Genomic DNA, 26,887 nt, shown 5'->3' on the forward strand with positions numbered 1-26,887 from the left:
ATGGAAGCAACAAGCGTTCAAAATAATGGCGAGAAGTTGATGCCGATCTTAGCCTTCACTTTGGTTTTTTCAATCATGAATGCTTCGATGTTTAATGTGGTCATGCCGGTGATTAGCAAGGAATTTGGTATTTCACCCTCGCAGGTAAGCTGGCTGCTCACCGGCTACATGATCGTTTACGCGGTCGGTTCGGTTACTTATGGCAAGCTTGCCGATAAATACCGCCTGAAGGATTTGCTTACCTTCGGCTTGATATTCTTTGCGCTTGGCTCCGTGGTAGGGCTGACTGCAAATGAATATTGGATGATCGTGCTAGGCCGAATTTTGCAGGCCAGCGGCGCAGCAGTCATCCCTGCTACGGCGATGATTGTGCCCGTGAGGTATTTCTCCCCTGAGAAGCGGGGTAGGGCACTCGGTACGGTTGCAGCTGGATTAGCGCTCGGAACAGCGCTTGCACCGATCGTTGCCGGTCTCGTTACGAGTGTTGCCAGCTGGCGATTTTTGTTCCTACTTTCGCTGATTCCTCTGCTCGCGCTGCCTTTCTTCCGAAAGTATTTGGATAACCAAAGAGGCGGAGCGCAAAAGATCGATTTCCTAGGCGGAATTCTGCTCGGTGGGGCTGTTGCGTTGCTGCTGCTGGCGATATCGCAAGGAAATCTTCTCCTTGGCCTTGGCGGCGCAGTGGCATTAGTTCTATTCATTATCCGGATAAGGACGGCAGCGGAGCCGTTTATCCAGCCAAAGCTGTTCGCCAACAAAAAATATTCCTTTGGCCTATTCATTACGTTTCTTGCTACTGCGTTAAGCTTTGGCATGCCATTTCTGACACCGCAATTTTTGGCAGGGCTAAACGGTCTATCGCCGGCAGTTATCGGATTAGTGATGTTCCCAGCAGCGATCATTTCAGCCTTTATGGGACGCCGTGGAGGCAAGCTTGCGGATGAGAAAGGCAACTCTTTTTTGGTCTATACCGCGATTTCGCTTAGTTTTACTTGTTTTGTATTGCTGTCTATTTTAGTCGGAGCGTCGCCATATCTTATCTTATTTGTATTGATCTTTGGCAATATGGGTCAGACCTTTATGCAAATTGCGATGTCCAACACGATATCTCGAACCTTGTCCAAGGAACAAATCGGTGTTGGCATGGGACTGATGTCCTTACTGAACTTTATCTCAGGGGCAATGACAACAAGTATTATAGGCAAACTGCTTGATGCAAAGGATACGACGATGCACCTTAACCCTTTTGTCATTCATCGTGGAGCTTATCTCTACAGCAACATCTTTTTCGCGTTAGCTATTCTAGCCGCCATTATTGTTGCGATTTATTATTTCTCCTTCAGCTCAGCCGGAGGCAAGGCCGGTTTGAAACCGAAGCGAAGCGAGAAGGAATCCACTTCTTCGACTGCGTGAAGGGGATAACTCTATCTTCTGAAAGCAGGATTCCATACGGACGCATAGTCGGTCAATGATAGTCCATTTATTATTGGGATTTCCTCCATAAATAATCTTTGAAATAGGTCTAAAAAATAGATCTAATCTAGCCTAGCGGATCCAAATAGGAAGAATATGGATGGGTTTTGGAGAAATAGAGAAGTTGAACGGAAGAAAAGAAGTATAAGCGAAGCGAGAAGATCGTTCTGGAGAAACGAAGTGCTCGCCTTTGTAGTCGGATTCTTGCCTTTACATGTCTAAATTAATCAAAGAATCTGGCTACAACCGCGACCTTAAAGAATGATCTTCTCGCACAGCGATCAAAACGCAAATCGTTAATTCAGCTGAACTAGGAGCGTTTTGATCTTATAATTACGGAAGGCTTCCTGAACTTTTCGGGAAGCCTTTTTTGTCATGTCAGGTTATGAACGTTTTCTGTGTAATAGAGAGAAAGGGGGAGAATGATAGAGGAATAGCTAGAATTTAAACTATGAAAGCGATTTTTTTGGCTAAAATCGATTTGATAAAGGGGTCAGCAGTAAATATACTAAGTGATTATATGTTAGTTAATATAACATTAGATATAGAGATAGGAGATGGGGAACCTTTTTTTACATCGTAATAGTAATCTTTTAGTTGTGATAGCAGAAAAAATGTTAGATTAATTTACATTTCGTAGGTGATTGAGGAGGATATGATGAAAAACTCATTAATGAAGAAGTTTTGTGCAGCAGTTGTTACGACCACCCTATTTACGAGTCTAGTTTTCATAGCCGCTCCAACCCGTACATATGCACAGCAGGATGAGACGGTTGCCGTAAATGAACAAGAAACAGAAAATATTATTACACTGGCAGCGGGATCACCCGTTCTTGGCATTAGCGGCCCCGTACTAGCAAAGATCGGTGAGCAGTTCCAGGTTAACGTTTCATTATCTTCTTACGCCAGTGACGTGAAGGCTGGTAAATACACGATAGAATACAATTCGGCCTTGTTTGATTATGTGTCATCCAGTCCGGCGACGGACAAGACGCAAATCCTTAGCGAAAATAAAGGCATTAGCCAAGTGACGATTGTTACTGCGGTGACGGGCAGTGCGCTTGCGGATGGGGAACAAGTATTGCACCTTTCCTTTATTGCAAAGGCGAGAGCCGGCGTAAATAACATAACGGTATCGGCTGAGCTTGGCTTGGGTGACGAGGGTACCACTTCGACAACACAAGCATCCACGCATGGCGTTGCGGTTACGGCAAACGAAACGGGAGTCAAAGGAGATTTGAACGGTAACAACGTCGTTGATATTGGAGATTTGGCTTTATTAATCGGATATTTCGGAATCGATTCGAGCAGTGTAGATTGGGTAAAAGCTGTCGCTGCCGATTTTGACGGAAATGGAATCATTGAAATTTCGGATTTGGCTGCGCTCGGCAAGCTTATCGTATTTGATGCCGGCAAACCCTTCGAGGTGATGGAGACCAGCGTCATGGATATTCAAAATGCGATGGAAGCCGGCACGCTAAGCGCTGTAGACCTGGTGAACATGTATTTGGATCGAATCGCTGCCTATGATTCGACAGGGCCAACGCTGAAATCTATTATTTCTGTAAACCCAGAGGCGTTAACAATCGCAGCAGAACTTGATCAAGAGCGCAAAACGAAAGGCCCTCGAAGCTTGCTGCACGGCGTTCCAATTATCGTTAAGGATAATTATAACACCATTGGCATGGCGACAACGGCAGGCTGTACGTGTCTGAAGGATAACTTCACGACAAGCGACGCGTTTATGGTACAAAAATTGAAGGACGCTGGAGCGATTATTTTGGCAAAGTCCAATCTGCATGAGTTTGCATTTGGTCTTTCTACGATCAGCTCGCTTGGCGGACAAACGCTAAATCCTTATGATCTGACTAAAAATCCAGGCGGCTCGTCTGGCGGTACTGGCGCAGCGCTTGCGGCAAACTTTGGTGTTATTGGACTAGGTACGGACACGGGAGGTTCCATCCGCGTTCCATCCTCCTATAACAACCTGGTTGGACTTCGTCCAACGATTGGATTAACTAGCCGAGAAGGCATCATTCCGCTGGCACTTTCACAGGATGTTGGCGGACCGATTGCTAGAACGGTAACCGATATCGCTATTTCGATGGATGTAATGAAAGGCTACGATCCGGAAGATGCTGCAACATTGTATAGTGTTGGCCGTACGCCTAGCACCTATACCGCATTTTTGGATGCTGATGGTTTAAAGGGAGCACGTATTGGAGTTATTGACGCCCTGCTTGGCACGAATGCAAAAGTTAAAGGTTTGACGGAGCAAGCGATCGCTGATATGGAAGCGGCAGGAGCAACGATTGTTCATGTTGAGGTTCCTAACTTAACTAAAATTTTAGGTTACAGCAGCTTAAGCGGCTTCGAATTCAAATCGCAACTTAACGAGTATTTTGAAAAATATATCAATAATGTACCTGGCACGCTTGTTCCTTATCGTTCGCTAGGTGACATTATCGCATCGGAAACAGACATGCTCGGCAGCCAATTGTCTTCATACAAGACAAGAAATGCGATTGGTGATTTGAGTACGAATACGGATTATATGGACATTATTGTGAATCGTCCTAAAATTACTCAGACATCGCTGCTTAAAACAATGACGGACAATGATTTGGATGCTCTTCTTTATCCGTCAACGGCTAACCCGCCTACTAGCTTATCATCAACGAACGCAGGTAGTGCCAACCGTCTTAGCCCGTTCTCTGGATTCCCGGCAATCTCGGTACCGGCTGGCTTTGTCGATAACGGCGAGCAGCCAAAGCTTCCTCAAAACATTGAGCTGCTAGGCAGACCTTTCGATGAGCAAACCTTAATCAAGCTTGCTTACTCCTTCGAGCAGCACACGCACCACCGTGAAGCTCCATCCACAACGCCGGCTCTTGTTGAAGTGCCGCAGACGCCGCCTGCACTTGTGCCGGCAGCCTAAACGAAGCATAGCAATTGGACAATGAAAGGGGCTGATCCAGCCCCTTTCATCCATCTATACGCATTATTTCAACCTGAAAGGAAGAGATCTACCTATGGCACGTAAATGGCTCCTTCTGTGCAGCTCGTTACTTCTAATTATACTCATGCTTCCCGTAGCAGCTTTTGCGGCTGAGACCTCTGCGGTATCTATTCTGGTTTCAAATAATCAGCCTTCCCTAGAGGAGAGCATTCAGGTCACCGTTAAGGCGGAGCAAGTGTCTGATTTGTATGCCTTCGAGCTATCCCTTTATTATGATCCGACTCAGCTGGAATTTCAGGAAGGCAGTGAGAAAACAGCACTAAAAGGCTTTGCTGTCCCTGTGAAGCAGTCAGAAGTTGGTGGTCATCATCTCGTATTTGCCCATACGAAAACAGGAACTACAGCAAGCGTTAACGGATCGGCAGAGCTGGTTACTTTTACATTCGTAGCCAAAAAAGCTGCAAATGCCGTCATTACGCTAAAGGATGTTAAGCTAATTGATTCAGGTTTGCATCAAAGTGTGACTGCTGCGGTTTCTTCAAACATCACGATTGCAGGCGGAGGCGGATCAGTGCCTAGTCCTAGCCCGAGTCCTAACCCAAGCCCTAACCCAAGCCCTAACCCAAGCCCAAGCCCTAATCCGAGCCCAATTTCGAGCTCAAGCCCTTCGACGGAGACTGACGTGGTAGACGTGACATCTTCACAGCTAACAAATGCAACGGGCAGCACGGTAATGGTTCAACTGCCGGAAAGTGCGACAAAAGTAAAGCTTCCTTATAATGCATTTGAGCTGCTCGGCAGCAGGCAGCTAGAGGTAAGTGCAGGCGAAATGAAGCTGCTTGTACCAAGCGCGATATTTAAGCAGCTTGAGGGAAAGGTTCCCGCAGAGCAGTTGAAGGATAGCGCCATCATTTTGAAAATCGAGTCCTTAGCCAAAGGTCAAGCGGATACTATGCTTGCTTTAATTGCTTCCGAATCCAAAGCGGGTGTGAAAGCAGGCGGAGACATTTATGAATTTAATCTCTACCTTCAAACCAAGGATGGTGGAATGCACGAATTAAAAGATTTTAACGAGGCGATGACGATTCATATCGCAGCTGGCAGCACGATCGATACAAAGCTTTCAAATATTTATTATGTGGCGGAAAACGGAAAGCTTGAATTTGTCGGCGGTGATTATACTAACGGACAGATGACTGCCAAGATCAGTCATTTTAGCAAATATGCATTATTGGAAATCAATAAATCGTTTGCCGACGTACAGGCGGATTTCTGGGCAGCCACTGTCATTAAGGAACTGGCCGCCAAGCAAATCGTAACCGGAACGGGTGATACGACCTTTGAACCGCTGCGGAGCGTAACGCGTGCTGAATTCACATCGCTGCTCGTCAGAGCTTTGAAGCTGACAGAAGCGGGCACTTCAACCTTTGCAGACGTGAAAGGTACCGAATGGTATGCAGCTGATATTAACATGGCTGTAAAAGCGGGATTGATTCAAGGACGCAGCGCAGCTGTGTTTGCGCCAAATGAGAAAATTACGCGGGAGGAGCTGGCTGTTCTTGTGCTTAGGGCATTCGAGCTCCAATCAGGCACGAAACCAGCTGGTGGACTTAAGGCCACCTTCCAAGATGCAGCCCAAATTAGCGTCTGGGCAGGTGCGGATGTAAGCAAGGCAGTGGAGCTAGGGTTGCTGCAAGGACGCACCAAGGATCAATTTGTGCCCAAGGGCATTTCCAATCGGGCGGAAGCTGCCCAAGTGATTTATAATTTGTTGTTTAAAGCATAATGAAGGATCGTCCCTCTTGCCGGATATGAATGCCTAGCATTCTTCCCGCAAGGGGGTTTTTTTGTGCATAATGGACCTGATTTTAATAAGGTTATAGAATTTATGAATTAGTAAAAACAGGAAATGAGTGTTAAAATTCGGTTACGGTAAAGCGATTAGCGTGTAAGCTGCAGGAATATTTTCACTACCCTTTTTTGAATGAAAAAAGCGAAAGCAATGAGGAGGACAAAATATGGGCAATCCTTTATTGGTCATCGTAGGGGCGGGGCCGGGCGTAAGTTCGGCTGTCGCCAAAAGATTTGGGAATGAAGATTTTCGCGTGGTACTGTTGGCCCGAAGAGCTGAGGCACTCAAAGGGTATACAAAGGAGCTTAACGAGCTAGGTATCGAAGCGCATAGCTTGACAGCAGACGCGTCAGATCCAGCTTCTTTGGCAACGGCATTCGAAACGATAAATAAGCAGTATGGAGCGCCGGATGTACTCGTTTATAACGCGGCGGTCATTTCTAGATTTAAACCGACGGAATTGACGGAGAAGCAACTGCTTGAGGAGTTTAAAGTCAATGTGGTAGGCGCTTTGACGAGCGCGAAGCAAGTCATTCCGGATATGATCGCGAGAAGACAAGGCACCATATTATTTACCGGTGGCGGCCTGTCGCTCTACCCTTCTGTGACGTCAGCTTCCTTGTCCATCGGTAAAGCAGGCATTCGTTCTCTTTCTTTTACGTTAGCAGATGAACTTGAGCCGCATGGTATTTATGTTGGCACCGTAACGATTGGCGGGTATGTGCAGAAAGGCAGCTTTTTTGACCCGGATGCGATTGCTGAGCAATACTGGGTATTGCATACAAACCGAAATGAAAAAGAATATTTATATTTGCAAGCCTAATTCGCCATGCTAAGAAAGCATTTCGAGCTGAAAAGCCGGAATGTTTTTTTATTTTGCTGCTTGACATAAACAACTGTATAAATTAAGATTACAGTATCAAAAAAAGTTACAGTTAAATGTGCAGATAAATAGATAGCGGGAGAGATGAATATAATGAAAACAAATTATAAGCCTTTGTTCGAGAAGGTTTTTTTACCAAGTGGCAGTGAACTGAAAAATCGTGTCGTGATGGCACCTATGACGAATTTTTCTTCCCATGATGATGGAACGGTATCCGATTCTGAGCTAGCTTATTATGAGCGTCGTGCAGGCGGAGTTGGCCTTGTTGTCACGGCATGCGTCTATGTCACGTCTAACGGCAAAGGCTTCCAAGGTGAATTCGGAGCCCATAGCGATGAGATGATACCAAGCTTAAGCCGATTGGCTGCATCCATTAAAGAGAAAGGTGCAAAGGCTGTGCTTCAAATCTTCCATGGCGGGAGAGAATGCCCGGTAAACTTGGTGCCGGGAGGCGATGTTGTAAGTGCTAGTGCCGTAGCTTCCGAGCAAAATCCAAATGTCATACCGCGCGCATTATTGGATGACGAAATCGAGTCGATCATTCGCGATTTTGGTGAGGCGACAAGAAGAGCGATAGAGGCTGGCTTTGACGGCGTGGAGGTCCATGGCGCTAACGGTTATATTGTACAGCAATTTTTCTCCGCGCATTCCAATACGCGTGAAGACCGCTGGGGTGGCGATATTGATAGTCGGCTTCGTTTTCCGCTTGCCATCGTAGATGAAGTGAAGCGGGTTGCAACCGAGCATGCGAAGCAGCCTTTTATCGTCGGCTATCGCTTCTCCCCTGAAGAAGCAACCACGCCAGGGATTACGATGGAAGATACCTTCCGTCTTGTAGATGAGCTTGCGACGAAAGAACTAGATTATTTGCATGTGTCGCTTATGGAATTTTGGTCTCTGCCTAGACGAGGAGCAGCCGAGTCGAAGACACGCCTCGAATGGATTCAAGAGCGAGTGGGGCACCTAGTTCCTGTCATTGGCGTCGGTTCCATCCATACGCCTGACGATGCCATTAAAGCTCTTTCAACAGGAGTTCCGCTAGTTGCCATCGGAAGAGAACTCATTGTCGAGCCCGATTGGGTGGAGAAGGTCGCAGAAGGACGCGAGGATGAAATAAAAACAACGCTTAACAAGGCAGACCAAGACCGTTTGGTCGTGCCAACCCCGCTTTGGCAAGCAATCGTTCATACGCCGGGCTGGTTTCCGTTAGGCGATTAACATAGATGCAATCCACCCATAAGCCTTTTTAATTAGGCGATGGGAGTGTTTGTAGAGTAAAGCGCGCGCGAAATAAATTAACAAAAAAGGCAAGCCGAAGTACCTTCGGTTTGCCTTTTTTGTGTTCCGTATGGAGTTGGATTCCAGGGGAACCGCTTAGAAGATTTGGCAGTTGTTTTAGTACTAAAGTTATTGTATGATCATATAATAGGTTGGCAACCTAACTAAAATAGTAAATTAGTTTTGTCGCCAATGGGCCATAATAAATTAAAAGGTTTAGGAGTGTAGGGCATATGGAGCAATTAACGCAAAAGAAGAAAGTGACCATCATGATTGCTCTGATGGCGGCGATGTTCTTTGCTGCTATTAATCAGACGATTGTAAGCACGGCAATGCCGAGGATTATTGCTATACTCGGAGGGATTGAATATTATACTTGGGTCATTACCATTTATATGCTTACCTCCACGATTGCTACTGTGCTTGTCGGCAAGTTATCCGATATTTATGGACGGAAGCCATTCCTGTTAGTCGGGATTGTATTTTTCATTATCGGTGCCTTCCTTTGCGGCACATCAACTAGCGTGTTTCAGCTTATTACTTACCGAGGAATTCAAGGCTTAGGTGGCGGTATTCTCATGTCAGCCACAGTCACGGCCGTCGGTGATTTATTCGCACCACGGGAGCGGGCAAAATGGACTGGCATTATGATGGCCGTATTCGGCTTCTCGAGTGTCATCGGGCCGACCTTGGGCGGCTTCATGGTTGATCATATCGCTTGGAAGTGGATTTTCTGGATTTTCCTTCCCCTTGGCTTAGTCGCATTCGGTATGATTTGGTCCATGTTTCCAAAAACCGCTCGCAAAACAACGGAATCGATTGATTATGCTGGTTCCCTGTTATTGTCGCTTATGTTGGTTGCTTTGCTGCTTGGATTCTCTTGGGCAGGTACGAAATACGCTTGGGCTTCTCCTCAAATCATTAGCATGTTTGCCGCAGCATTCGTTTTATTGGTCATTTTGCTGCTTGTTGAACGTAAAGCAAAAAGTCCTGTATTGCCATTGTCCATGTTTAAAAATAGTATCGTTACGATCTCGAATTCCATTGGCTTCTTGATGAATGCCGGCATGATGGGCGCAATGATGTATCTCCCGTTTTTCGTCCAAGGCGTGCTCGGAATTTCGCCTACCTATTCAGGCTTTGTTAATATGCCGATGTCCATTGCGATGATTTTCCTGAGCACATTGTCAGGACGGTGGATTTCCAAATCAGGTAAATACAAACGGTTCGCGATTGCAGGTATGCCGTTCATGGTTGTAGGCATGCTTATGATGGCCTTTATGAACAATGTCGGCGTTGCAGTGGCGGCGATGATCGTATTCGGTATCGGATTGGGTATATCGATGCCTGTATTTACTTTAACAGTGCAAAATGCGGTTGCTCCAACGCAGCTTGGCGTTGCAACGGCAACAGCTACCTTGTTCCGTAACCTCGGCGGTACCATCGGGATTGCGGTGATGGGAACCGTTATGAACTCCACCATGTCAAGCAAGCTTGAGGCTGCTGTCAAAGCAGGCGAAGGCCCGGATTTATCACAGGTAGATGCTGAAACGGCTCAAAATCTATCCAGCTTCCTAAATCCGCAAATGCTGCTCGATCAACCTAAACTGAAGGAACTGCACGCTACGCTGCCAGAACAAATTCAGCCTTTGTTTACGCATATTATTGAGATGGTAAGGGAAGTGTTAAGTGAATCTTTGACGGTGGTATTCCTGTTTGGTATGTCACTGCTCATTGTAGCGTTTGTACTCGTGTTTTTCTTGAAAGAGATACCGCTGCGCTCTGCAAATGATGCGAAAGCGAAAGCGAGCCCTGAAGCCGCAGAACAACTGAAAAAAGAGCCTGCTCTGAATTAACAGACTTTAAAAGAAGGGATTCCGCCAGCTGCAGTTACTGCGACCAGCGGAATCCCCTTTGTGTGTTACAGGTCTTTATTGTTATTAGCTGACTCTAGATATTGGAATACTTCGTTCAGCATTTCGACCAGCTGATCGCTTTTTTCTTTGCCCAATTGATCAATCATGCCGGTGAAAATAGCACGATAGCGATTTACCGCTTTCTGCGCAATCTGATCGCCTTTGACCGTTAACGTGATCTCTGTTATTCTGCGATCATTCTTGTCGGCCGTTCTAATGAGATAGCCGGCAGCGATCAAGCTGTTTAGCATTTGGGTTACGGTAGGTGAGGTCACTTGCAGTATTTTGCTGATCTCGGTTACGGTTGTGCCGGTGGTCCCTTTATCATTGCTTTGCTTGACACATACGAGCATCCGGACTTCACTGGCCTTTAATCCGCCCCACATTGTTTTTTTGCGCCAATCCGCCCGGGCAAATTGCTGGAACACATCCACAAGCGCCGGCATATTTTCATATTTATCTACGCTCATTCGATTCACCTCGGTGAATTTATTATACCGTTATACCGGTTGCCAAGGCAATTATAGTAACTCACATACGATGAAGTCAATATGAGGAACGAAAAGGGGTGCAAAATGAACGATTACGAAGAGTGGAAGGAGTTATCTCCGCTTTTAAAGGGTGTCTATAAAAAGATAAAAGCGGAATGGTATAAAGGCATGGATTGCAGCTTTTCCATTAATCAGACGAGAATGTTACAATATCTAAGTAAGCACAGTCCGATGAAGTCAACGGATCTCTCGGAATTACTGTTCATTACCGCTGGCGGCGTTACGCTGATGGGAGACAAGCTGGTAGAGAGAGGGTTGATCAGCAGATACCGCGGAGAAGAAGACCGAAGAGTTGTCTATCTGGCTATAACAGATGAAGGCAGAACCTATATTGATTCGTTTAAAGAGAATGATGAAATGATTATCCGCTATATAAGCGAACGAATATCCAAGCAGGATTTGGCTCAATTAAAACGAATATTTACGTTGCTTAATGATTAGCCCTTAACAAACGATCAGTTAGCAACAGCCTGTGGGAGGAGAACAATAGTATATGGTCATCGATCAAATGCAAAAAATGAAAGATATGAAGCAGCAGGTTACCCGTTTTCTAATGATGTACAAGTTTGCGCTGCAGGAGCTGGAAACAAAAATTGAAATTTTGAAGGAAGAGTTCCATCTCTTACACGATTATAACCCTATTGAGCATACGAGCTCTCGGATGAAATCGCCAAAAAGCATTCTGGAGAAGCTTCATCGCAAGCAAAGTGAGCTGACGTTCCCAAGCATTCGGAATAATATTAAAGATATTGCGGGGCTGCGGATTACTTGCTCGTTTATTTCAGACATCTACCGCATTAGCGATATGCTGAAAAATCAGAGTGACTTGAATCTGCTGGAAGTTAAAGATTATATCAAAAACCCGAAACCAAACGGCTATCAAAGTCTTCATCTGCTTATCGAGGTGCCGGTGTTCATCTCGGATCGACGTGAGAACGTATGCGTAGAGGTTCAAATCCGCACGATTGCCATGGATTTCTGGGCTAGCTTGGAACATAAAATTTATTATAAATATCAGCAAGCGATTCCGCCCCGGCTTCTGAGCGAACTGAAGGAAGCGGCGGATTCAGCTTCTGCGCTCGATCAGAAAATGGAGCGCCTTCATAATGAAATCGAGGCCATCAAGGAAGAACGGGAAAATGACATCGGCGATGAAATGATTCAGCTCTTGATGAACAACCAACGTTTCTCCATTCCGACGATGCTCATGGATTTGTTCGATGATGAACAATTGAAATAAAAAGTAGTGAACCCCGAAGCAGTGACATAAAGTGAAAGTAGTGCAATTTATGCTACCAAGCGAAAATGCGCTGGTTGAAGGGTGGTCATGCGGCGATGGTCATTGCTAGCTTTCAAGCCTTTATTGAGGTGTTTGGTTTATCCATTTCAATGAGCCTGGTTGGCGGGCTTATCGGACATTTTGTAAAAAATGGCATTATCGAGCTGCCGAAGCTCGTCATCGAATACGATGAGGATGATTTAAAGCTGTCCTCGAACTGGCTGATGAAGTGGCTTCAACGCGTGTATTATTTTATTATTTTTGTCATCGGGTTTAGGGATAACAGCAATGCGAAGAAAAAGATTTTTTTTGATCTAGGCTTTTTGGGTGATTTGCTGATTGCCATAGGGACGGGAATTCTTGCGAAAACGGCGCTCTCCATGGCGAATACAAGCGATAATTTTGCGGTGGTGAGCAGCTCCTTGCTTGCAGGTTATGCGGGCTTATCCTATTTGAAGGGCAAGCAAAACAAAGAGTTTGCAGACCTTTTCCCGGAAGAAATGGATGACCCAAATCCGCGAACGCCACCGAAATAACATGCAAGTTTGCTTACGATTTGCGTATAATGACCATAGAACATTAACTCGTGCCTTCTAGGGCAGTTATCTATCCTAAATTACCGTTAAGGAGGGTGGAGCATGTGGGGAAAAAATCGGTCAAAGTAACTCCTGAAGAAATGCAGGAGCTGAGGAAGCTAGCGGAGATTGTGAAAAACCCTCACCTTCCGATGTCTGACCGTCGAATTGCGAAGACGCAGTACGAGTCCATCATCAATTACGCCAAAAGCAGCAATCGGGGCATCATTACTTCTGTATAATCGGAAGGCACAAATAGTAAATCCGCTCTCATAAGAGAGCGGATTCTTTTTTTGTTATGGCAATTCAATCGTAACCTCGCGTTTGCTTGCGGCAGAGCGGAGAACGCCGTCAATGATGGCTTGATTGTACAATATTTCTGCACCGGGAATGGGGGCAGGGCGGTTTTCGGTAATCGCAGCGACAAAGTCTCTGACCTTCTCGTCGAATAAATTCAAGCCGTGCTGAATAACAGGAATGTCCGATTGCGTGTGCTGATTCACGACATCATGAAAGAGCGTCATGCTGCCTACGCTGCCATCCCATACGCCACTCCATGGGCCAATGCCTGCTGGAGTCACTTTAAGGCCGCCATCCGTACCTAGAAACATGGTTGCACCGAGTGAATCCATGTGCATCGCCCAGCTGATTTTGTAATTTAGGACGATATCCCCTTCAAGCCGGATCATCGCTACGCCAAAATCCTCGACTTCAAATTTTGAAGCCTCTTTGTGATACAAAGGGTTTGTTCCAAAATGATTGGACGTGTAGGCCGAGACTGTCAGAGGTTTGGGATAGCCAAGCGCATTCAGCGCCATGTCCAGAGAATAACAGCCAATATCAGCCATTGCGCCTGCACCCGCAAGCTCTTTGCTGATAAAGGTACCGCCAGGCATGCCTCGCCGTCTGCCACCGCCCGTTTCAACGAAATAGACATTGCCCAGCTTGCCGGATTGTACAATTTCTTTAATTAATGACATGTTAGGGTCATATCTGGGTTGAAAGCCTACGGTGAGCATCTTTCCACTGCGCTCAGCAGCTTCCACCATTTCGATAGACTGCTGCAGCGTGACCGACATTGGCTTCTCGACGAGCACATGCTTGCCCGCATTTAAAGCGTTTACAGACGTCTCATGGTGAGCGAAGTTCGGTGTACATATACTGACGCCATCCAAATCAAGGTCCAGCAGCTTGCGGTGATCCTCGAATGCAGTGGCATGGACAAGCTCTTCTTGCTCGATGAATGCTTGTGCTCTGCCGGGCAAGCTGTCAGCTACAGCAACTATTTCTACGTGCAGCGGCATTTTCTTATAGGCTGAAGCATGCGCTCTTGCTATGCCGCCGCTTCCGATAATTCCAATTCTAATCGTTCTTGTCATTCGATTTCCCTCTTTTCATTGTGTTGCTTCTACTTTAGCACAGCTGCAGGGCGCATGAAATGACGAGAATAGGACATGGAAACTACAAAATCATGACATCGAAGAGGAAGGCGTCAAGCTTCATTTTGTACAAAAAAATGCTCACGTTTGTCCATTGCCACCTGAAGCAATTATGCTATACGATAAAACAGATGTAATTGATAACGATTTTCATTTACACATATTATAAATGGGATAGGAAGGAAGTTGTTTATGCTGCGCCGTTTTTTTGCTTACTACAAGCCTTACAAGAAGCTTTTTATTTTGGATTTCTCCTGCGCCATATTGGCCGCGTTGCTAGAACTTGCTTTCCCGCTTGCAGTCAACCGCGTCGTCGATGATTTGCTGCCGAGCGGCAACTGGAAGTGGATATTGTATGCCTGTATCGCACTGCTTAGTATTTACATATTTAGCTCCGCTTTGCATTACGTTGTTACCTATTGGGGACATAAGCTGGGTATAAATATCGAATCGGATATGCGCAAGCAGCTGTTCGACCGTGTACAGAAGCTGAGCTTCCGTTTTTTTGATAACAATAAGACCGGCCACCTGGTTTCGCGCATGACGAATGATTTGATGGATATCGGAGAGATAGCCCACCACGGGCCAGAGGATCTGTTTATTGCCTTGATGACGCTTACTGGCGCATTCGCGATCATGCTAAGCATCAATTGGCAGCTTGCTTTGATGACCTTTATTATCATTCCGCTAATGATCTATTTATCGCTTTTTTTCAGCCGCAAAATGTCAGCAGCTTTCAATCGAATGTTCTCTGATATTGCTGATTACAACGCACGCGTTGAAAATAACGTAAGCGGCATTCGCGTAGTGCAAGCTTTCGCTAACGAAAAGCATGAAATGGCTCGTTTTGCTGAAAATAACGGCCGCTTCCGCTTGACGAAGCTGGTTGCATACCGCGTGATGGCGTGGAACTCATCGATCAGCTTTATTTTGATGAGATTGATTTCTTTGTTCGTTCTCGTATGCGGCACTTGGTTTGTTATCCAAGGGCAAATGAGCTACGGTGAGTTTATTGCGTTCGTCATGCTCTCTAACGTATTCTTAAGCCCTATCCAACAGATTAATTCGGTTATCGAAACGTATCCAAAAGGAATTGCTGGATTCAAGCGTTACTTGGAACTGCTCGAAACGGCGCCTGATATTGACGATGCGCCGGATGCAGTTGCCATGAGCAACGTGAAAGGCGATATTCAGTTCAAAAATGTAACCTTTGGTTATGAGAATAAAGATAAGGTTTTGAAGGGACTAAACCTGTCCATTCGCGCAGGTGAAACGGTCGCGTTAGTTGGCCCTTCTGGAGCAGGAAAGACGACGCTTTGCAGCTTGCTGCCCCGTTTTTACGATGTGGAGGAAGGTTCTATCGCCATTGATCATGTGGACATTCGCAAAATGACGCTGGAATCCTTGCGTTCGAATATCGGTATTGTTCAGCAGGACGTATTCCTCTTCGATGGAAGCATCAGAGAAAATATTGCCTATGGCAAGCTTGGGGCGTCGGATGAGGAAGTTATGCAGGCTGCACGCCAGGCACAGCTGGAGGAGCTTGTATTGTCGCAGCCTGAGGGGCTTGATACGTTGATAGGGGAGAGAGGCGTCAAGCTCTCTGGGGGCCAAAAGCAGCGGCTTTCGATCGCCCGTATGTTCTTGAAGAACCCGCCTATACTCATTTTGGATGAGGCGACCTCAGCGCTCGATACCGAGACAGAGGCGGCTATCCAGCTCGCTCTTGCCGAGCTGTCACGCGGCCGTACGACGCTTGTCATCGCACATCGCCTGGCAACGATTAAGAATGCCGACCGGATTGTGGTCGTTGCTGAGCAAGGAATTGCTGAGCAGGGCAATCACGATGAACTGGTCATTGCCAAGGGCGCATACAGCCGCCTTCACCAAGCTCAATTTGGCGCTTAAGGCCATTCAGGAGGTTTGGATGAGCAGCTCGGGGAGAAGCGATAACAGCTTTTCTCTCGTAGCTGCATCTTCATAATTCCAGTCCTCTTCATTCAGCAAGTAGCTGTATCCGTTCTTGACGGCAGGAAGATTTCTCCACAGCGCGCTGCTCATAAGCTCTTCCATGGCACCCCGAGATTCTGGGCTCTCAGGAAGTATCATAAATATACGGTCACCTGCATAATGATGAATCGTTCTGGCCGTGATTTCTTTATAAGGCCTGCCTGATCGGATCACTTCCTGGATCTTGCCAGCTGGGCGGAAGCCTTTGGGGTGGTACAAGATTGAAGATAAACCAATATTACCCATAACAAATAGCCGTTTGCCCCTATGAAAGACGAATACGGAAGCCGTTTCTTCCGGACCTATAAATTCCCGAAGCTGCTGCCACATAAATAACGTACTGCTGTTATGACGAAGAAGCCATTGTTGGGCTTCTTTTTTTTTGCCAAACCACTCTCCAAGCATCATCAATCTGGCATCCAGCGAGCCGCGTGAATTATAGGTAAGAGTAGGGGCAATCTGCGAAATTTTGGCGTACAGCTTCTCATCGGAATGGTCAAAAATAATTAAATCGGGTGAGAGCCGGGACGCTTCCTCTTCACTGATAGGCGTATCTTTGCAGAACATTTGTCCTCCGACAAGCGGAATATCCAGCATCTTCATATCGCCCACAGATTCCCCGCAATAAAGTACACGGCTAGGCTGCGAAGGGATTCTGACTTCATGTCCGGTCCAATCCTTGACAAGAATGTTTTGGTTCATGGATATGGCATATTGTCTAGGAGAATAACCGGTCATCAGACGGAAGCGCCGGCTAAAATAATACTCGTCCGCAAAGCCGACGCGCTCAGCAATTTCCCGGAGCGGATTTTCGGTATGAACCAACCATTCCTTCGCGCGATTAATTCGAAGCTGAGTCAAATAATCCAGCGGTTTTTTGCCGGTCAGCTCCTTGAAAATGGACGTATATTGCCAGGCAGGGACATGGGCCATTTGGGCAAGCTGCCTGACGGTAATATTATCTTGAAAATTCATTTCCATATATTCAATGGTATGCTCGACAGTTTGCGCGGAGCTTGCCGTGGGCTCAAACTTTAAATTATGCTCAAGCAAAAAAGCGATGACCGTCTGAAAATGAATCTGCTGGCGATGAGCTTCCCTATCGTCACGGTTGGTTAGGCCGATATTAAGCTGATTGATGAGGTCCGCCCACTGTGCCAGCGGATAGGTGCGAAGCTCTTGCCGGTCAGCGAACAAAGGTTTGACGAAGGGCTTGGCAGAACCGTCCTCGACATGGAAAACATGAAAGCAGATCCGGTAAAACTCGATCTTGCTATCCTCGCTGCTCTCAAATTGGTAGGCGGTGGAGGGGGAGAGCAGGAATGAGCTTTCCGGTGTGAATAGGCAGCCCTGTTCTCCGGTATAAAGATGGCCGCTTCCGCTTTTGAATACAATCAGCATATGGCTTGAGGCCATGTCCTCGGCTAACACAGCGCCTTCCGAATAGCTGAACAGCTCTATATCTATAAAATGAAAAAGCAAGGATCGCAGCGGTAAAGCGGCTAATGGCGATGCGGACATGATGCAGCCTCTTTTCAGTATTGAGAATAATTATCAATTAATATGATTATAGACAAAAAGAAGAAGCTTTTCAACAGAAGTTGAAGAGCTTCTTCGGATTATTGGTGAACTAGGGCGTTATTTATTCAAGAGAACTTTTGGAAGCTCGTCAATGAGCCATTCCCTTGAAGTGGCATCGCTGGATGCTTTGTTAATGTCAATGGTATAGACCTGTCCGCTTTGCGCTGCAGGAAGCTTTTTCCAGATCTCGCTTTCCATCAATTCGTTGGTCGATTGCTGAGCTTCCGGAACAACGGGATTCAGAATGAAAATTCGATCTCCTGCATATTCGGACAGCAGCTCGGGAGATATTTCTGCAAAGCCGGTTTCTTTATCGAGAAGGTCTTGGATGATTGGCGTTGGCTTAAAGCCGCCTTCTTCATATAAGAACTGTGGCAGGCCGGCGATGGCCATAATGAAGAGTCGGTTGCCCGGATACATCGTGAACACAGAAGCCGTTTCTCCTTCTTTAATGCCGCTCTCATGCAGTTGCTTCCACATGCTGGACGTTTTTTCTTTGTATGCGGCCAGCCACTCTTCAGCCTCCTGTTTCTTATTCAGCAGATCCCCAAGCGTACGCATCCGCACATCGAGCTTGTCAAAGGTGTTGAAGGTTACGGTTGGAGCCACTTTAGAGATGGCCTCGTACTGCTGCTCGTCTGAATTAGAGAAAATAATCAGGTCAGGCTTGAGCGACAATGATTTCTCTACGCTTAACGGAAAACCAACATCCTCGGCATCCGGCAATAGGTTTTCTATGACCGTACCTTCAATAGCATCCGTCATAATACCAATTGGCTTAACTCCCAGGGCAAGCAAGTCACCCGTTGTCTCGCCGTGAAAAATGACACGCTGCGGGGTTGTAGGAACTTCGACATCATGCTTGGTCCAGTCGGTAAACATACGGGTTGTTTCTGCCGCTTGTTCCGTTGTGGTAGGTGCTTCTGTCGTTTCTGCAGTAGGGCTCGCAGTATTTACAGATTTGTTCTCGTTGCTGCCGCAGGCTAGCAATAATGCCCCCATTAATGTAAATGTAGCCAAAATAGCAGCGGGTTTCGTGCCTCGATACATGTTATTTCTCCTCCGATAAATAAATTGATGTAAGATAATGAGAATCATTATCGATGTATACAATCGTAATGGATTGATTGCCGGTACTCAATGGACAAAACGAAGCAGGCCATTTTATTTTGTCCAAGTCTTTGCAAACGATTAATGATCTGATATATTTAATTAGTAATAATTACGAATAAAGAGGGAGAGCTATGGCTAAAAAATCTAAAGTGGTCAAAGAGCAACAAAGACAAGCGCTTGTCGCCAAGTATGCGGATCTTAGGAGAGAGCTGAAGGAGAGAGGCGATTATGCTGCATTGCAGAAGCTGCCTAGAGATTCATCGGCAACCCGACTGCATAACCGTTGCGAGCTGACAGGACGTCCTCACGGTTATCTGAACAAATTCAAAGTATCTCGGATTAAATTTCGCGAGCTTGCTCATGCCGGTCAAATTCCCGGCGTAAAAAAAGCAAGCTGGTAGACAAGGCCTGCTGTTTTAAAAGATTCAAAGAGGTGATTCTTGAAAATGATGGACCCATTTACCCTAAGAAGAATCGAGTCGATCATGGATGGCTATATTCATCAGAAGGTTCCTGGTGATCTAAGAGTATCGATTAGGCTGAAGCATGAGATTGTAGACAATCAGCTGACGTTAGCAGAGGAGAGGGCGACTTCGCTGCGAAATGAGTGGGTGCGCGTTGATATCGTACAATTTCGTTTGGAATCGCAGAAATGGAATGTGTATGCGAAGAACGGTGAAAATACATGGTCCTTTGTTGAAATCATTACTCCGAGCGAAGATTTCGAGCGACAGCTTGAACAAGTGGAGATCGATCAGGATGGTTTGTTTTGGAAGTCTTGAGACTTCCCCTGAAAGCGGAAACCCCGCAACAGTTGACTGGACATTCTATAAGCCTGGTCCAATTGTGCTTGAGCTGTTTTTGCGTATTCAGCAATCCGATATGGCCCCAAAAAAAATGAAAACGAAAGCAAGCGGCTGGTACCCTAAATGAGGGTGCCGGCTTTTTTTGTTATGCCGTGGGGCATTAATGTTTCTGCTTCAGTAATGTTGCCTACAATTCTTGGAAACTTAGCGGAGTTATGGACATGAACGGCGGACAATTTATGAAAATAGAGGAAAATACGAATCTAACATGCAAGTCACATATTAAAATTTGCGGCAAATGAAAAAGCTTACATTTTTCATGGGGAATGATTTTAAAATCAGAATAGCGAAACAACGAAGGGAAATGCGCCTTTAACATGGCGTATCAAGCCGTATTTTAATTTTTATAATATTTGCGGCAAATAACTGAAATAAATTAGCCAAAAAATATTGACAATATGAAAAAATTGCATTACTATCAAAACATGAACTGAAGCTGGTTAGCTTATCTGACATCTATTTTTTGGTAATGGAATTGGCGCAAAAAATGACAACGGAGTGTGGGGACATGGGAAAGATTAGAATGGCATTTATCGGTGTTGGTGATATGGGCTCGCATCATTGCATCGGCTTTGACAGGCTGGAAGAATGCGAGGTGAAGTATATATGCGATATGAACGAATCCAACGTTGCGCGTACACTGGTGGAGCTTGCAAATAGTAAGCCGGTGATTTGCACGGATTATCGCGAGCTGCTCGGCAAAGAGGATTTGGATGCGGTCGTCATTAGCGTGCCGAACTATTTGCACAGAGAAGTTGCGGTTGCTTTCTTGGAGGCCGGCAAGCACGTCTTTCTGGAGAAGCCGGTTGCCCATACGCTCGAGGATTGCGATGCCATTATCGAGGCCGCGGAGCGGCATGATCGCATTTTGCAAATCGGTCTTGTGTATCGTTATTCCAATCTGTATCGCAGGATGGCTAAGGAACTGGAGCAGGGACGCCTTGGTGATGTGAAGCTGATGTGGTGTAAGGAGTTCCGAGACCCGTTCCCGCCCACGGATTGGTTCTATGACAAATCCAAATCGGGGGGAGCGATTGTCGAGAAGGACTGTCATCACTTTGATATTTTCAACTGGATGATCAAAGCAAAGCCCGTTCGCGTGTTTGCTTCAGGCGGACAGCATGTGATGAAGCAGGGGCAGGAGAATCGGATTACCAATTCGTACAGCCACTACCCTGCCAAAAATATTGCGGATACATCGATCGTCGACCATGCCTTTATCACCGTCGATTACGACAATGGGAGCAAGGCGAATCTCGGTTTGTGCATGTACCTTAAGCCAAGAAATTTAATGGGAGAAGGACTTGAAATTGGCTTAATCGGGGAAAATGGTGGACAAATGGTGGCTAAGAACGATAAGACGATTGATATCGTTGGCGGTGAGGACTTCACGAAGGATCATCTTGAAATGGATGTAACCTCGGACTCGATCATGGGCGGACATACCGGTGGGCAAACCCAGCGAATTGAGTTTATCAAATGTATTCATGAAGGAAAGCAGCCGTTCGCAACTGCGCAGATTGGAAGAAATGCGCTCTTGATTGCTCTTGCTGCAGAAAAGTCCATTCTTGAGGAACGGTATGTCTATTTGGAAGAACTAACGAGCTAAGGGGTGTCATGATGAAGAGCTTGAGGAAGTATGACACATTATTGTTTTTTCTGTTCATTATGCCGTGGATCATCGGATTTATAACCTTTTTCCTTATTCCGTTTGGGACGTCGGTCTTTTATGCCTTTACCGACGCGAAGCTGCCTGGCGCGGTTAATTATAACTTTGTCGGCTTCAGCAATTTCATTCATATGATCGATGATCCGATTTTTATGAAAAGCTTGCTCAATACGATGTATTTCGTCGTATTCGGTGTTCCGATTGTAACGACGGGAATGCTGCTGCTCGCTCTGCTGCTGAATTTTAACGTAAAAGGAATTGCACTGTTCCGTACCTTCTACTATTTGCCTACGCTTGTGCCAATCGTGGCAACGGTCATTATTTGGCGGCTCGTATTCAACTCCGAGTTTGGCATTTTAAATGCGGGCCTTAGCATCTTCGGAATGGATAAAATCGACTGGATCGGCGGAGAGCATACGATCAAGCCTGTCATTATCCTCCTTCAGGTATGGATTTCCGGAAGCGGTGTTCTGATCTTTCTGGCCGCGCTCAAAAATGTTCCGAGGCATCTGTATGAAGCGGCTGAGATCGATGGAGCAGGCAGGCTCAGAAGCTTTTTCTCGATTACGCTCCCGATGATCAGTCCGTCGATTTTATTTGTCATTATCATTCAAACGATGTACAACTTTCAAATGTTTACAGAAGCCTTATTGCTCTCAAAGGGTGGACCTAACTACGCAGCGTATACGTTTGTGTACAACATTTATAAGTCGGCATTTACCGATCTGAAGTTCAGTATGGCCATGTCGCAATCGATATTCTTATTTGCCTTGATCGCGCTGGTTACCTTTGTATTAATGAAGCTGTCCAACCGTTTTGTCTATTACGAGGGTGAGAAATAGGGGGAAACACATATGAATGGCGGACAAAAAAGCAGCCTGGCCGGCACAACGCTGAAATATTTTTTGCTGTGTGCGACACTGATGCTGTTTGCCGGGCCTCTCCTCTGGATGCTCTCGACGATGATGAAAACAAAGATGGAAACCTACAAGGTTCCCCCATCCATATTACCGGAGCAGCTTACCTTTGAGGCCTTTGATCGATTATTTACCGTACAGCCGCTCATGTGGAAGTGGATACAAAATTCGTTTACGATATCGATCTTTGTTGCACTTGGTGCAGTCATTTCCAGCTCGATCGTAGCCTACGGCTTCTCGCGGTTTGCCACGAAATACAGAGACAAGCTGTTTCCAATTGTATTATTGACTTTAATGATTCCACCTTCCATCATGATGATCCCATCCTATGTGCTCTTTGCGAAGCTGCACTGGATCGACACCTGGCTGCCGCTTATTGTACCTGCATGGCTGGGGGGAGCGTATTATATTTTCTTGTTCCGGCAGTTCTTTCTCACAATTCCGCAGGAGCTGGATGAAGCAACTTATCTCGATGGAGGTAATCGTTGGACGGTGTACGCGAAGGTCATTATGCCGTTATCTAAGCCGATTATCATGACGACGATCATTTTTGCTTTCGTTAATTCGTGGCTCGACTTTCTTGGGCCGTTCTTGTATATCAAGAACAACGAGCTGTTTACCCTTAGCGTCGGCCTTCAAATGCTAATCGGACAGACGAGTCAGGATTTCCCGGCGCTTGCTGCCGGCGCATTTATAAGTATTATTCCCATTGGGCTGCTGTACTTTTTTGCTCAGCGCTATATCGTTGAGGGGGTGGTCCTTACAGGGTCCAAAGGATAGCTGTATGAGTTAGGCTCGTGTTTATTGTCTTCCAAACTATTGTAAAAGGGGAAATTTACATGAATACGAAACACAGATGGATGTTCAGTGCTTGGGTTATGGTTTTGGCAATGGCTGTACTATTTACAGGTTGCGGCAGCAATAATGGCAGCAGTGGCACGAATGCTACAAACAAGCCTGACACCGGCGAGAACGCAGCAGCGCCTTCAGGTGAGCCTGTAACGATTACTTATTCCCAGTGGGGAACGGCGGAAGAGCTGCAGCGTACACAGGAACTTCTAAATAAATTCATGGAAACGAATAAAGATATTAAAGTGAAGTTGGAAGGCAAGGATTGGGGCAGCTATTGGGATGGGCTGACTGCTAATGCCGCGGGTGGCACACTGCCGGATGTGTTTAAAACCAGCTATGCTTACATTGAAAAATATGCAGAACTCGGTATTTTCAAAGAGCTTGATGGGCTGCTGGCTGCGAACTCTTTCGATCTTGCTAATATTGATGAAAGTTTGCTGGGGCTGCATAAGTATCAGGACAAGCAGGTTTCGCTGCCGATCGATGCCAATGTTATCGTGTGGTATTACAATACGGCATTGTTTGCAGATTCCAAAACAAATCCTTATGGCGCGGCGATGCCTAGCCTTGAGCCCACATGGGATGAAATCGTAGATATCGCAACGAAAATGACGCTCGATAAAAACGGCAAGCATGCCGGCGAAGCTGATTTTGATGCAAAAAATATTGTGCAATGGGGCATGTCTATCTCGCCAGGCTCAACAATGGATTGGTTCCTAGAGCCCGAGCTATGGTCGAACGGCGCAAAATTAGTAAATGATGACGGCTCGCTCGCACTGGATACGCCTGAAGCGCTTGAAGTACTTAACTTTTTCATCGATCTGACCAAGAACAAAAAAATAAATACGACGCCAGCGCAAATCGAAGGATTGGGCGGCCAAGTTAATCTAAGCATCACGACGGGCAAGGTCGCTATGAATCCAGGCGGCAACTGGAATACAACGAATTACAAAGAAGCTGGCATCAAATACGGCATCGCTTATTTGCCGAAGTTCAAGACGAACCAAACGGTCGTTCAACCGGCAGGCATGGCGATCAGCGCGAATACGAAGCATGAAGAAGCTTCCGTTAAATTGCTTTCCTGGCTTGCTGGTCCAGAGGGCCAAACCGAGCTTGCAAAGCAGGGATACGCCATTCCGGCCAACAAAGCGGCAGCGGATGCTTATATTCAAACCGCAGGCAGCGAAAATAAAATTTTCCTGGATGCGCAGCAATATGGAATCATCTCACCGTTTACCGCAAAGAAAACCGATTTGGTATGGACGTATGGCGAACAGGCATTAAAGCTGCCGCTATCGGGTGAAGGCGACCTACAAGCTGCAATTAGCGATTTGGCTTCCAAAGTTAAATAGCAGCAGGTCATTATATGGTAAGAGAGAAAAAGCAGGGCAAACGCTGGAGAGGCGTTTGCCCTGCTTTTTACGCTAGATACGCTTGAATTCTTGACATCCTTATCCAAGCAATATAAAATTAAATTTGCCGCAATTTTTTGTGAGGAATTAAAATTTGCCCCAATAAAGGAAGCGTGCCTAGATTTTTTTTTGTGGAGAGAGGGCTGGAAAATGGCTAAACTGAAAGATATTGCGGATCGGGTTGGCGTATCCATTTCGACGGTATCGCGGGTGATGAAAAATGATGCCAACCGATCGGTTAGCGATGAGACGCGCAAAAAAATTTGGGAAACGGCAGAACAGCTCGGCTACCGTACGAATCGTGTGCCAAAGACGAAAAAAAATGAATCCAAAAGCGCGTATCATATTGGCTGCGTCGTGGCGATTCCACAAAATAAATATAATAATCCGTATTTTTCGGTTATTTTGGAAGGCATTGAAAAAGCGCTTGCTGCAGCGGGAATGCGCCTTGAATTTGTATACAGCATTGAAAATGAATCCGATGTCGATCAGCTTCGCACGCTCATCAAGGAGCATCGCATTGACGGCATGCTTGTGGTGGAACGCATCGATTCCGAAGCCTACCAATGGATAAAAGCTAACGTAAGGGCAGTCGTAGGCGTCGATATTTCGGACAAAGAGGTTCCTATTGTCAGCTATGATCGCGAAGCGGCGGCCAAGGAAGCGGTTCAGCATTTGATTGAACAAGGCCACCGACAAATCGGTTACATTGGCGGAGCGGAGCTGGATGATGATTTCCGCGACGAAAAACGTTTCTTAGGTTATCAAAGCGCAATGAAAGAAGCGGGTCTGCCTATATATGATCATTGGGTGATCGATGTCAAATGGGATGTAGCCTTAAGCTACGAGCTGACAAGGCAGGCGTTCGAGAAAAACGACCATACGCCAACGGCGATTTTTGCGGCGAGCGATATGATGGCGATAGCCGCTATGCGGGCCGCAACTGAACGTGAGCTGAAAATTCCGGATGACATCGCTTTCTTTGGCGTAGACAATATTGAAATATCGGAATTCACTTCGCCGCCATTATCAACCATTCATGTTCCGAAGCTGGAGATGGGGATGTTTGCCGTTAAGCTATTGCTTGATTATTTGGAGAATCAATATGCGATTCCGGTTAAAATGATTATTCCGTATCAATGTCTGCTGAGGCATTCAACGAGATTCAAAATCGAACGCGATACGAAATAGTGCCCTCTGATCTTCCTTAACCTCAAAAATCCCCAAAGCCCAAGTCGGCTTTGGGGATTTTTTCTGCGTTCCTCCATTCCTCCCTTTATAAAATCTTAGAGAGCTTTCTGTATTCGCGTGGGGAGATGCCCTCATGACGCCGGAAAATGCGGCTGAAATAGTGAATATCCGAATACCCGACGAGATCGCCGATCCGCTCAATGGATAAATCAGATTCGCGCAACCACTTTCTTGCTTCCCTGTGACGGATGGATTGCACGAATTCGCTTGGCGGCATGCCTGCAATTTGCTTGAACAGCTTAGCTGCATGATCAACGCTCATATTCATTTTTTTGGCGATGGCGGAATTGGTCCAATGCTGGGAAGGGGCGGCTTCAATTTGCTCCATTAGTTCAGCTAGGCGTGCGCCGTGTACGGTCGCTTGCGAGAGGGTACGCGATAAAGGCGTGCGAAGCAGTAGGGTAAGGATTTGCAGCATTAATCCTTTGCAAGCCAGCTCATATCCAAGCGGGCGCATCGTAAATTCCTCGACAACCAGCTCCATGAGCTGGACGCAGGCAATTGGAGGCGTATAAACCGGATGCTCGGATAAAGCAGAGTGACCTTCTACTACGGCTTCATAGCAAAATTTTTGCGGCCATACGGCAGATTCGTTGACGAGCATATCGGCTTCCGTCTGAATATCCAGCTCATCAAAAAAGTCGAAATGAATGCCAAGAAAACGAGCATCTGGAGCGGATACGATCTCATTCTGGTGAAAGATGCCGGAAGGCAGCAGGATTAGCTGACCGGCTTCAAGCTGATAACGCTGTCCTTGCATGAGAGTAGCAGCCTCGCCTTGACAGACGTACAGCAGCTCAAAATCATACAATCTTCGCTCGGAGAGCCTTCCCATGGGCATGCGTTGAAACTGGGCATAGTGCACGCTCGGGGACCATTCGCGCATGGCTGCCGAACGCTGCTGTGGATAGTGGTTGGAGGGGCTTTCCATGAGTCTGCATTCCTTCCTGATGATTGATTTGAATTTGCACGGAATCGTCCAAATAATCTCTATTTCAACTAAATAAATGG

General features: G+C 46.2%; 23 protein-coding genes. 18 read left to right on the plus strand and 5 right to left on the minus strand.

What is annotated here, in order from left to right; all coding sequences use genetic code 11:
• From E0496_RS27115 to E0496_RS27145, 6 genes are all read left to right on the plus strand, one after another.
• Positions 1 to 1,413 (plus strand): MFS transporter, encoded by a 1,413-nt coding sequence (locus E0496_RS27115; protein ID WP_141504948.1) that lies wholly within the window; start codon positions 1 to 3, stop codon positions 1,411 to 1,413.
• A gap of 718 nt (positions 1,414 to 2,131) precedes the next feature.
• Entirely contained in the window at positions 2,132 to 4,411 is a 2,280-nt protein-coding gene (locus E0496_RS27120) for an amidase family protein (RefSeq protein ID WP_241675011.1), read from the plus strand.
• A gap of 94 nt (positions 4,412 to 4,505) precedes the next feature.
• Positions 4,506 to 6,218, plus strand: coding sequence for an S-layer homology domain-containing protein (locus E0496_RS35705; RefSeq protein ID WP_161601596.1), 1,713 nt, complete (start codon positions 4,506 to 4,508; stop codon positions 6,216 to 6,218).
• A gap of 232 nt (positions 6,219 to 6,450) precedes the next feature.
• Positions 6,451 to 7,107, plus strand: a complete 657-nt coding sequence (locus tag E0496_RS27135; RefSeq protein ID WP_141504952.1) for an SDR family NAD(P)-dependent oxidoreductase — start codon at positions 6,451 to 6,453, stop codon at positions 7,105 to 7,107.
• Positions 7,108 to 7,260: 153 nt separating this feature from the next.
• Positions 7,261 to 8,385 (plus strand): NADH-dependent flavin oxidoreductase, encoded by a 1,125-nt coding sequence (locus tag E0496_RS27140; protein ID WP_141504953.1) that lies wholly within the window; start codon positions 7,261 to 7,263, stop codon positions 8,383 to 8,385.
• A gap of 293 nt (positions 8,386 to 8,678) precedes the next feature.
• Positions 8,679 to 10,301, plus strand: a complete 1,623-nt coding sequence (locus E0496_RS27145) for an MDR family MFS transporter (RefSeq protein ID WP_141504955.1) — start codon at positions 8,679 to 8,681, stop codon at positions 10,299 to 10,301.
• A gap of 65 nt (positions 10,302 to 10,366) precedes the next feature.
• Here E0496_RS27145 and E0496_RS27150 read toward each other — a convergent pair whose 3' ends face one another.
• Entirely contained in the window at positions 10,367 to 10,831 is a 465-nt protein-coding gene (locus tag E0496_RS27150) for a MarR family winged helix-turn-helix transcriptional regulator (protein WP_141504957.1), read from the minus strand.
• A 105-nt stretch (positions 10,832 to 10,936) separates the two neighbouring features.
• Here E0496_RS27150 and E0496_RS27155 point away from each other — a divergent pair, with 105 nt between their 5' ends.
• The 4 genes from E0496_RS27155 (at position 10,937) to E0496_RS35710 (ending at position 13,008) form a co-directional block, all read left to right on the plus strand.
• Entirely contained in the window at positions 10,937 to 11,353 is a 417-nt protein-coding gene (locus E0496_RS27155) for a MarR family winged helix-turn-helix transcriptional regulator (RefSeq protein ID WP_161601597.1), read from the plus strand.
• A 52-nt stretch (positions 11,354 to 11,405) separates the two neighbouring features.
• Positions 11,406 to 12,152, plus strand: coding sequence for a GTP pyrophosphokinase (locus tag E0496_RS27160; RefSeq protein ID WP_141504960.1), 747 nt, complete (start codon positions 11,406 to 11,408; stop codon positions 12,150 to 12,152).
• 65 nt (positions 12,153 to 12,217) lie between these two features.
• Positions 12,218 to 12,727 (plus strand): hypothetical protein, encoded by a 510-nt coding sequence (locus E0496_RS27165; protein ID WP_206669880.1) that lies wholly within the window; start codon positions 12,218 to 12,220, stop codon positions 12,725 to 12,727.
• A 104-nt stretch (positions 12,728 to 12,831) separates the two neighbouring features.
• The gene (locus E0496_RS35710) at positions 12,832 to 13,008 is read left to right on the plus strand and encodes a hypothetical protein (RefSeq protein ID WP_161601598.1); all 177 of its coding nucleotides are present in this window, start codon (positions 12,832 to 12,834) and stop codon (positions 13,006 to 13,008) included.
• A gap of 54 nt (positions 13,009 to 13,062) precedes the next feature.
• Here E0496_RS35710 and E0496_RS27170 read toward each other — a convergent pair whose 3' ends face one another.
• Positions 13,063 to 14,145, minus strand: coding sequence for a Gfo/Idh/MocA family protein (locus E0496_RS27170; RefSeq protein WP_141504964.1), 1,083 nt, complete (start codon positions 14,143 to 14,145; stop codon positions 13,063 to 13,065).
• A gap of 252 nt (positions 14,146 to 14,397) precedes the next feature.
• Here E0496_RS27170 and E0496_RS27175 point away from each other — a divergent pair, with 252 nt between their 5' ends.
• Positions 14,398 to 16,113, plus strand: a complete 1,716-nt coding sequence (locus tag E0496_RS27175; protein ID WP_141504966.1) for an ABC transporter ATP-binding protein — start codon at positions 14,398 to 14,400, stop codon at positions 16,111 to 16,113.
• A gap of 6 nt (positions 16,114 to 16,119) precedes the next feature.
• Here the strand turns inward: E0496_RS27175 and E0496_RS27180 are convergent, their stop codons facing one another.
• Both E0496_RS27180 and E0496_RS27185 read right to left on the minus strand, forming a co-directional pair.
• Entirely contained in the window at positions 16,120 to 17,736 is a 1,617-nt protein-coding gene (locus E0496_RS27180) for an AraC family transcriptional regulator (RefSeq protein WP_141504968.1), read from the minus strand.
• Positions 17,737 to 17,853: 117 nt separating this feature from the next.
• Entirely contained in the window at positions 17,854 to 18,846 is a 993-nt protein-coding gene (locus tag E0496_RS27185) for an ABC transporter substrate-binding protein (RefSeq protein ID WP_141504970.1), read from the minus strand.
• A 194-nt stretch (positions 18,847 to 19,040) separates the two neighbouring features.
• Here E0496_RS27185 and rpsN point away from each other — a divergent pair, with 194 nt between their 5' ends.
• The 7 genes from rpsN to E0496_RS27220 all read left to right on the plus strand — a co-directional run bounded on the left by rpsN (position 19,041) and on the right by E0496_RS27220 (position 25,816).
• Positions 19,041 to 19,310 carry a 30S ribosomal protein S14 gene (gene rpsN, locus E0496_RS27190; protein ID WP_141504972.1) on the plus strand — a complete coding sequence of 90 codons (270 nt, stop codon included), beginning with the start codon at positions 19,041 to 19,043 and terminating at the stop codon, positions 19,308 to 19,310.
• A gap of 45 nt (positions 19,311 to 19,355) precedes the next feature.
• Positions 19,356 to 19,691 carry a DUF3024 domain-containing protein gene (locus E0496_RS27195; RefSeq protein ID WP_241675015.1) on the plus strand — a complete coding sequence of 112 codons (336 nt, stop codon included), beginning with the start codon at positions 19,356 to 19,358 and terminating at the stop codon, positions 19,689 to 19,691.
• 592 nt (positions 19,692 to 20,283) lie between these two features.
• Positions 20,284 to 21,384 (plus strand): Gfo/Idh/MocA family protein, encoded by a 1,101-nt coding sequence (locus E0496_RS27200; protein ID WP_141504973.1) that lies wholly within the window; start codon positions 20,284 to 20,286, stop codon positions 21,382 to 21,384.
• 11 nt (positions 21,385 to 21,395) lie between these two features.
• Positions 21,396 to 22,286 (plus strand): carbohydrate ABC transporter permease, encoded by an 891-nt coding sequence (locus E0496_RS27205; RefSeq protein ID WP_238403843.1) that lies wholly within the window; start codon positions 21,396 to 21,398, stop codon positions 22,284 to 22,286.
• A gap of 12 nt (positions 22,287 to 22,298) precedes the next feature.
• The gene (locus E0496_RS27210) at positions 22,299 to 23,141 is read left to right on the plus strand and encodes a carbohydrate ABC transporter permease (protein WP_141504975.1); all 843 of its coding nucleotides are present in this window, start codon (positions 22,299 to 22,301) and stop codon (positions 23,139 to 23,141) included.
• Between the two features lie 59 nt (positions 23,142 to 23,200).
• The gene (locus tag E0496_RS27215) at positions 23,201 to 24,565 is read left to right on the plus strand and encodes an ABC transporter substrate-binding protein (RefSeq protein WP_141504977.1); all 1,365 of its coding nucleotides are present in this window, start codon (positions 23,201 to 23,203) and stop codon (positions 24,563 to 24,565) included.
• A gap of 210 nt (positions 24,566 to 24,775) precedes the next feature.
• Entirely contained in the window at positions 24,776 to 25,816 is a 1,041-nt protein-coding gene (locus E0496_RS27220) for a LacI family DNA-binding transcriptional regulator (protein ID WP_141504979.1), read from the plus strand.
• A gap of 85 nt (positions 25,817 to 25,901) precedes the next feature.
• Here E0496_RS27220 and E0496_RS27225 read toward each other — a convergent pair whose 3' ends face one another.
• On the minus strand, positions 25,902 to 26,762 hold the full coding sequence (locus tag E0496_RS27225; protein ID WP_241675012.1) for an AraC family transcriptional regulator: 861 nt from the start codon (positions 26,760 to 26,762) through the stop codon (positions 25,902 to 25,904).
• Positions 26,763 to 26,887: the final 125 nt, after the last annotated feature.

It is taken from the genome of Paenibacillus luteus, assembly GCF_006542765.1.
Lineage (GTDB): Bacteria > Bacillota > Bacilli > Paenibacillales > Paenibacillaceae > Pristimantibacillus > Pristimantibacillus luteus.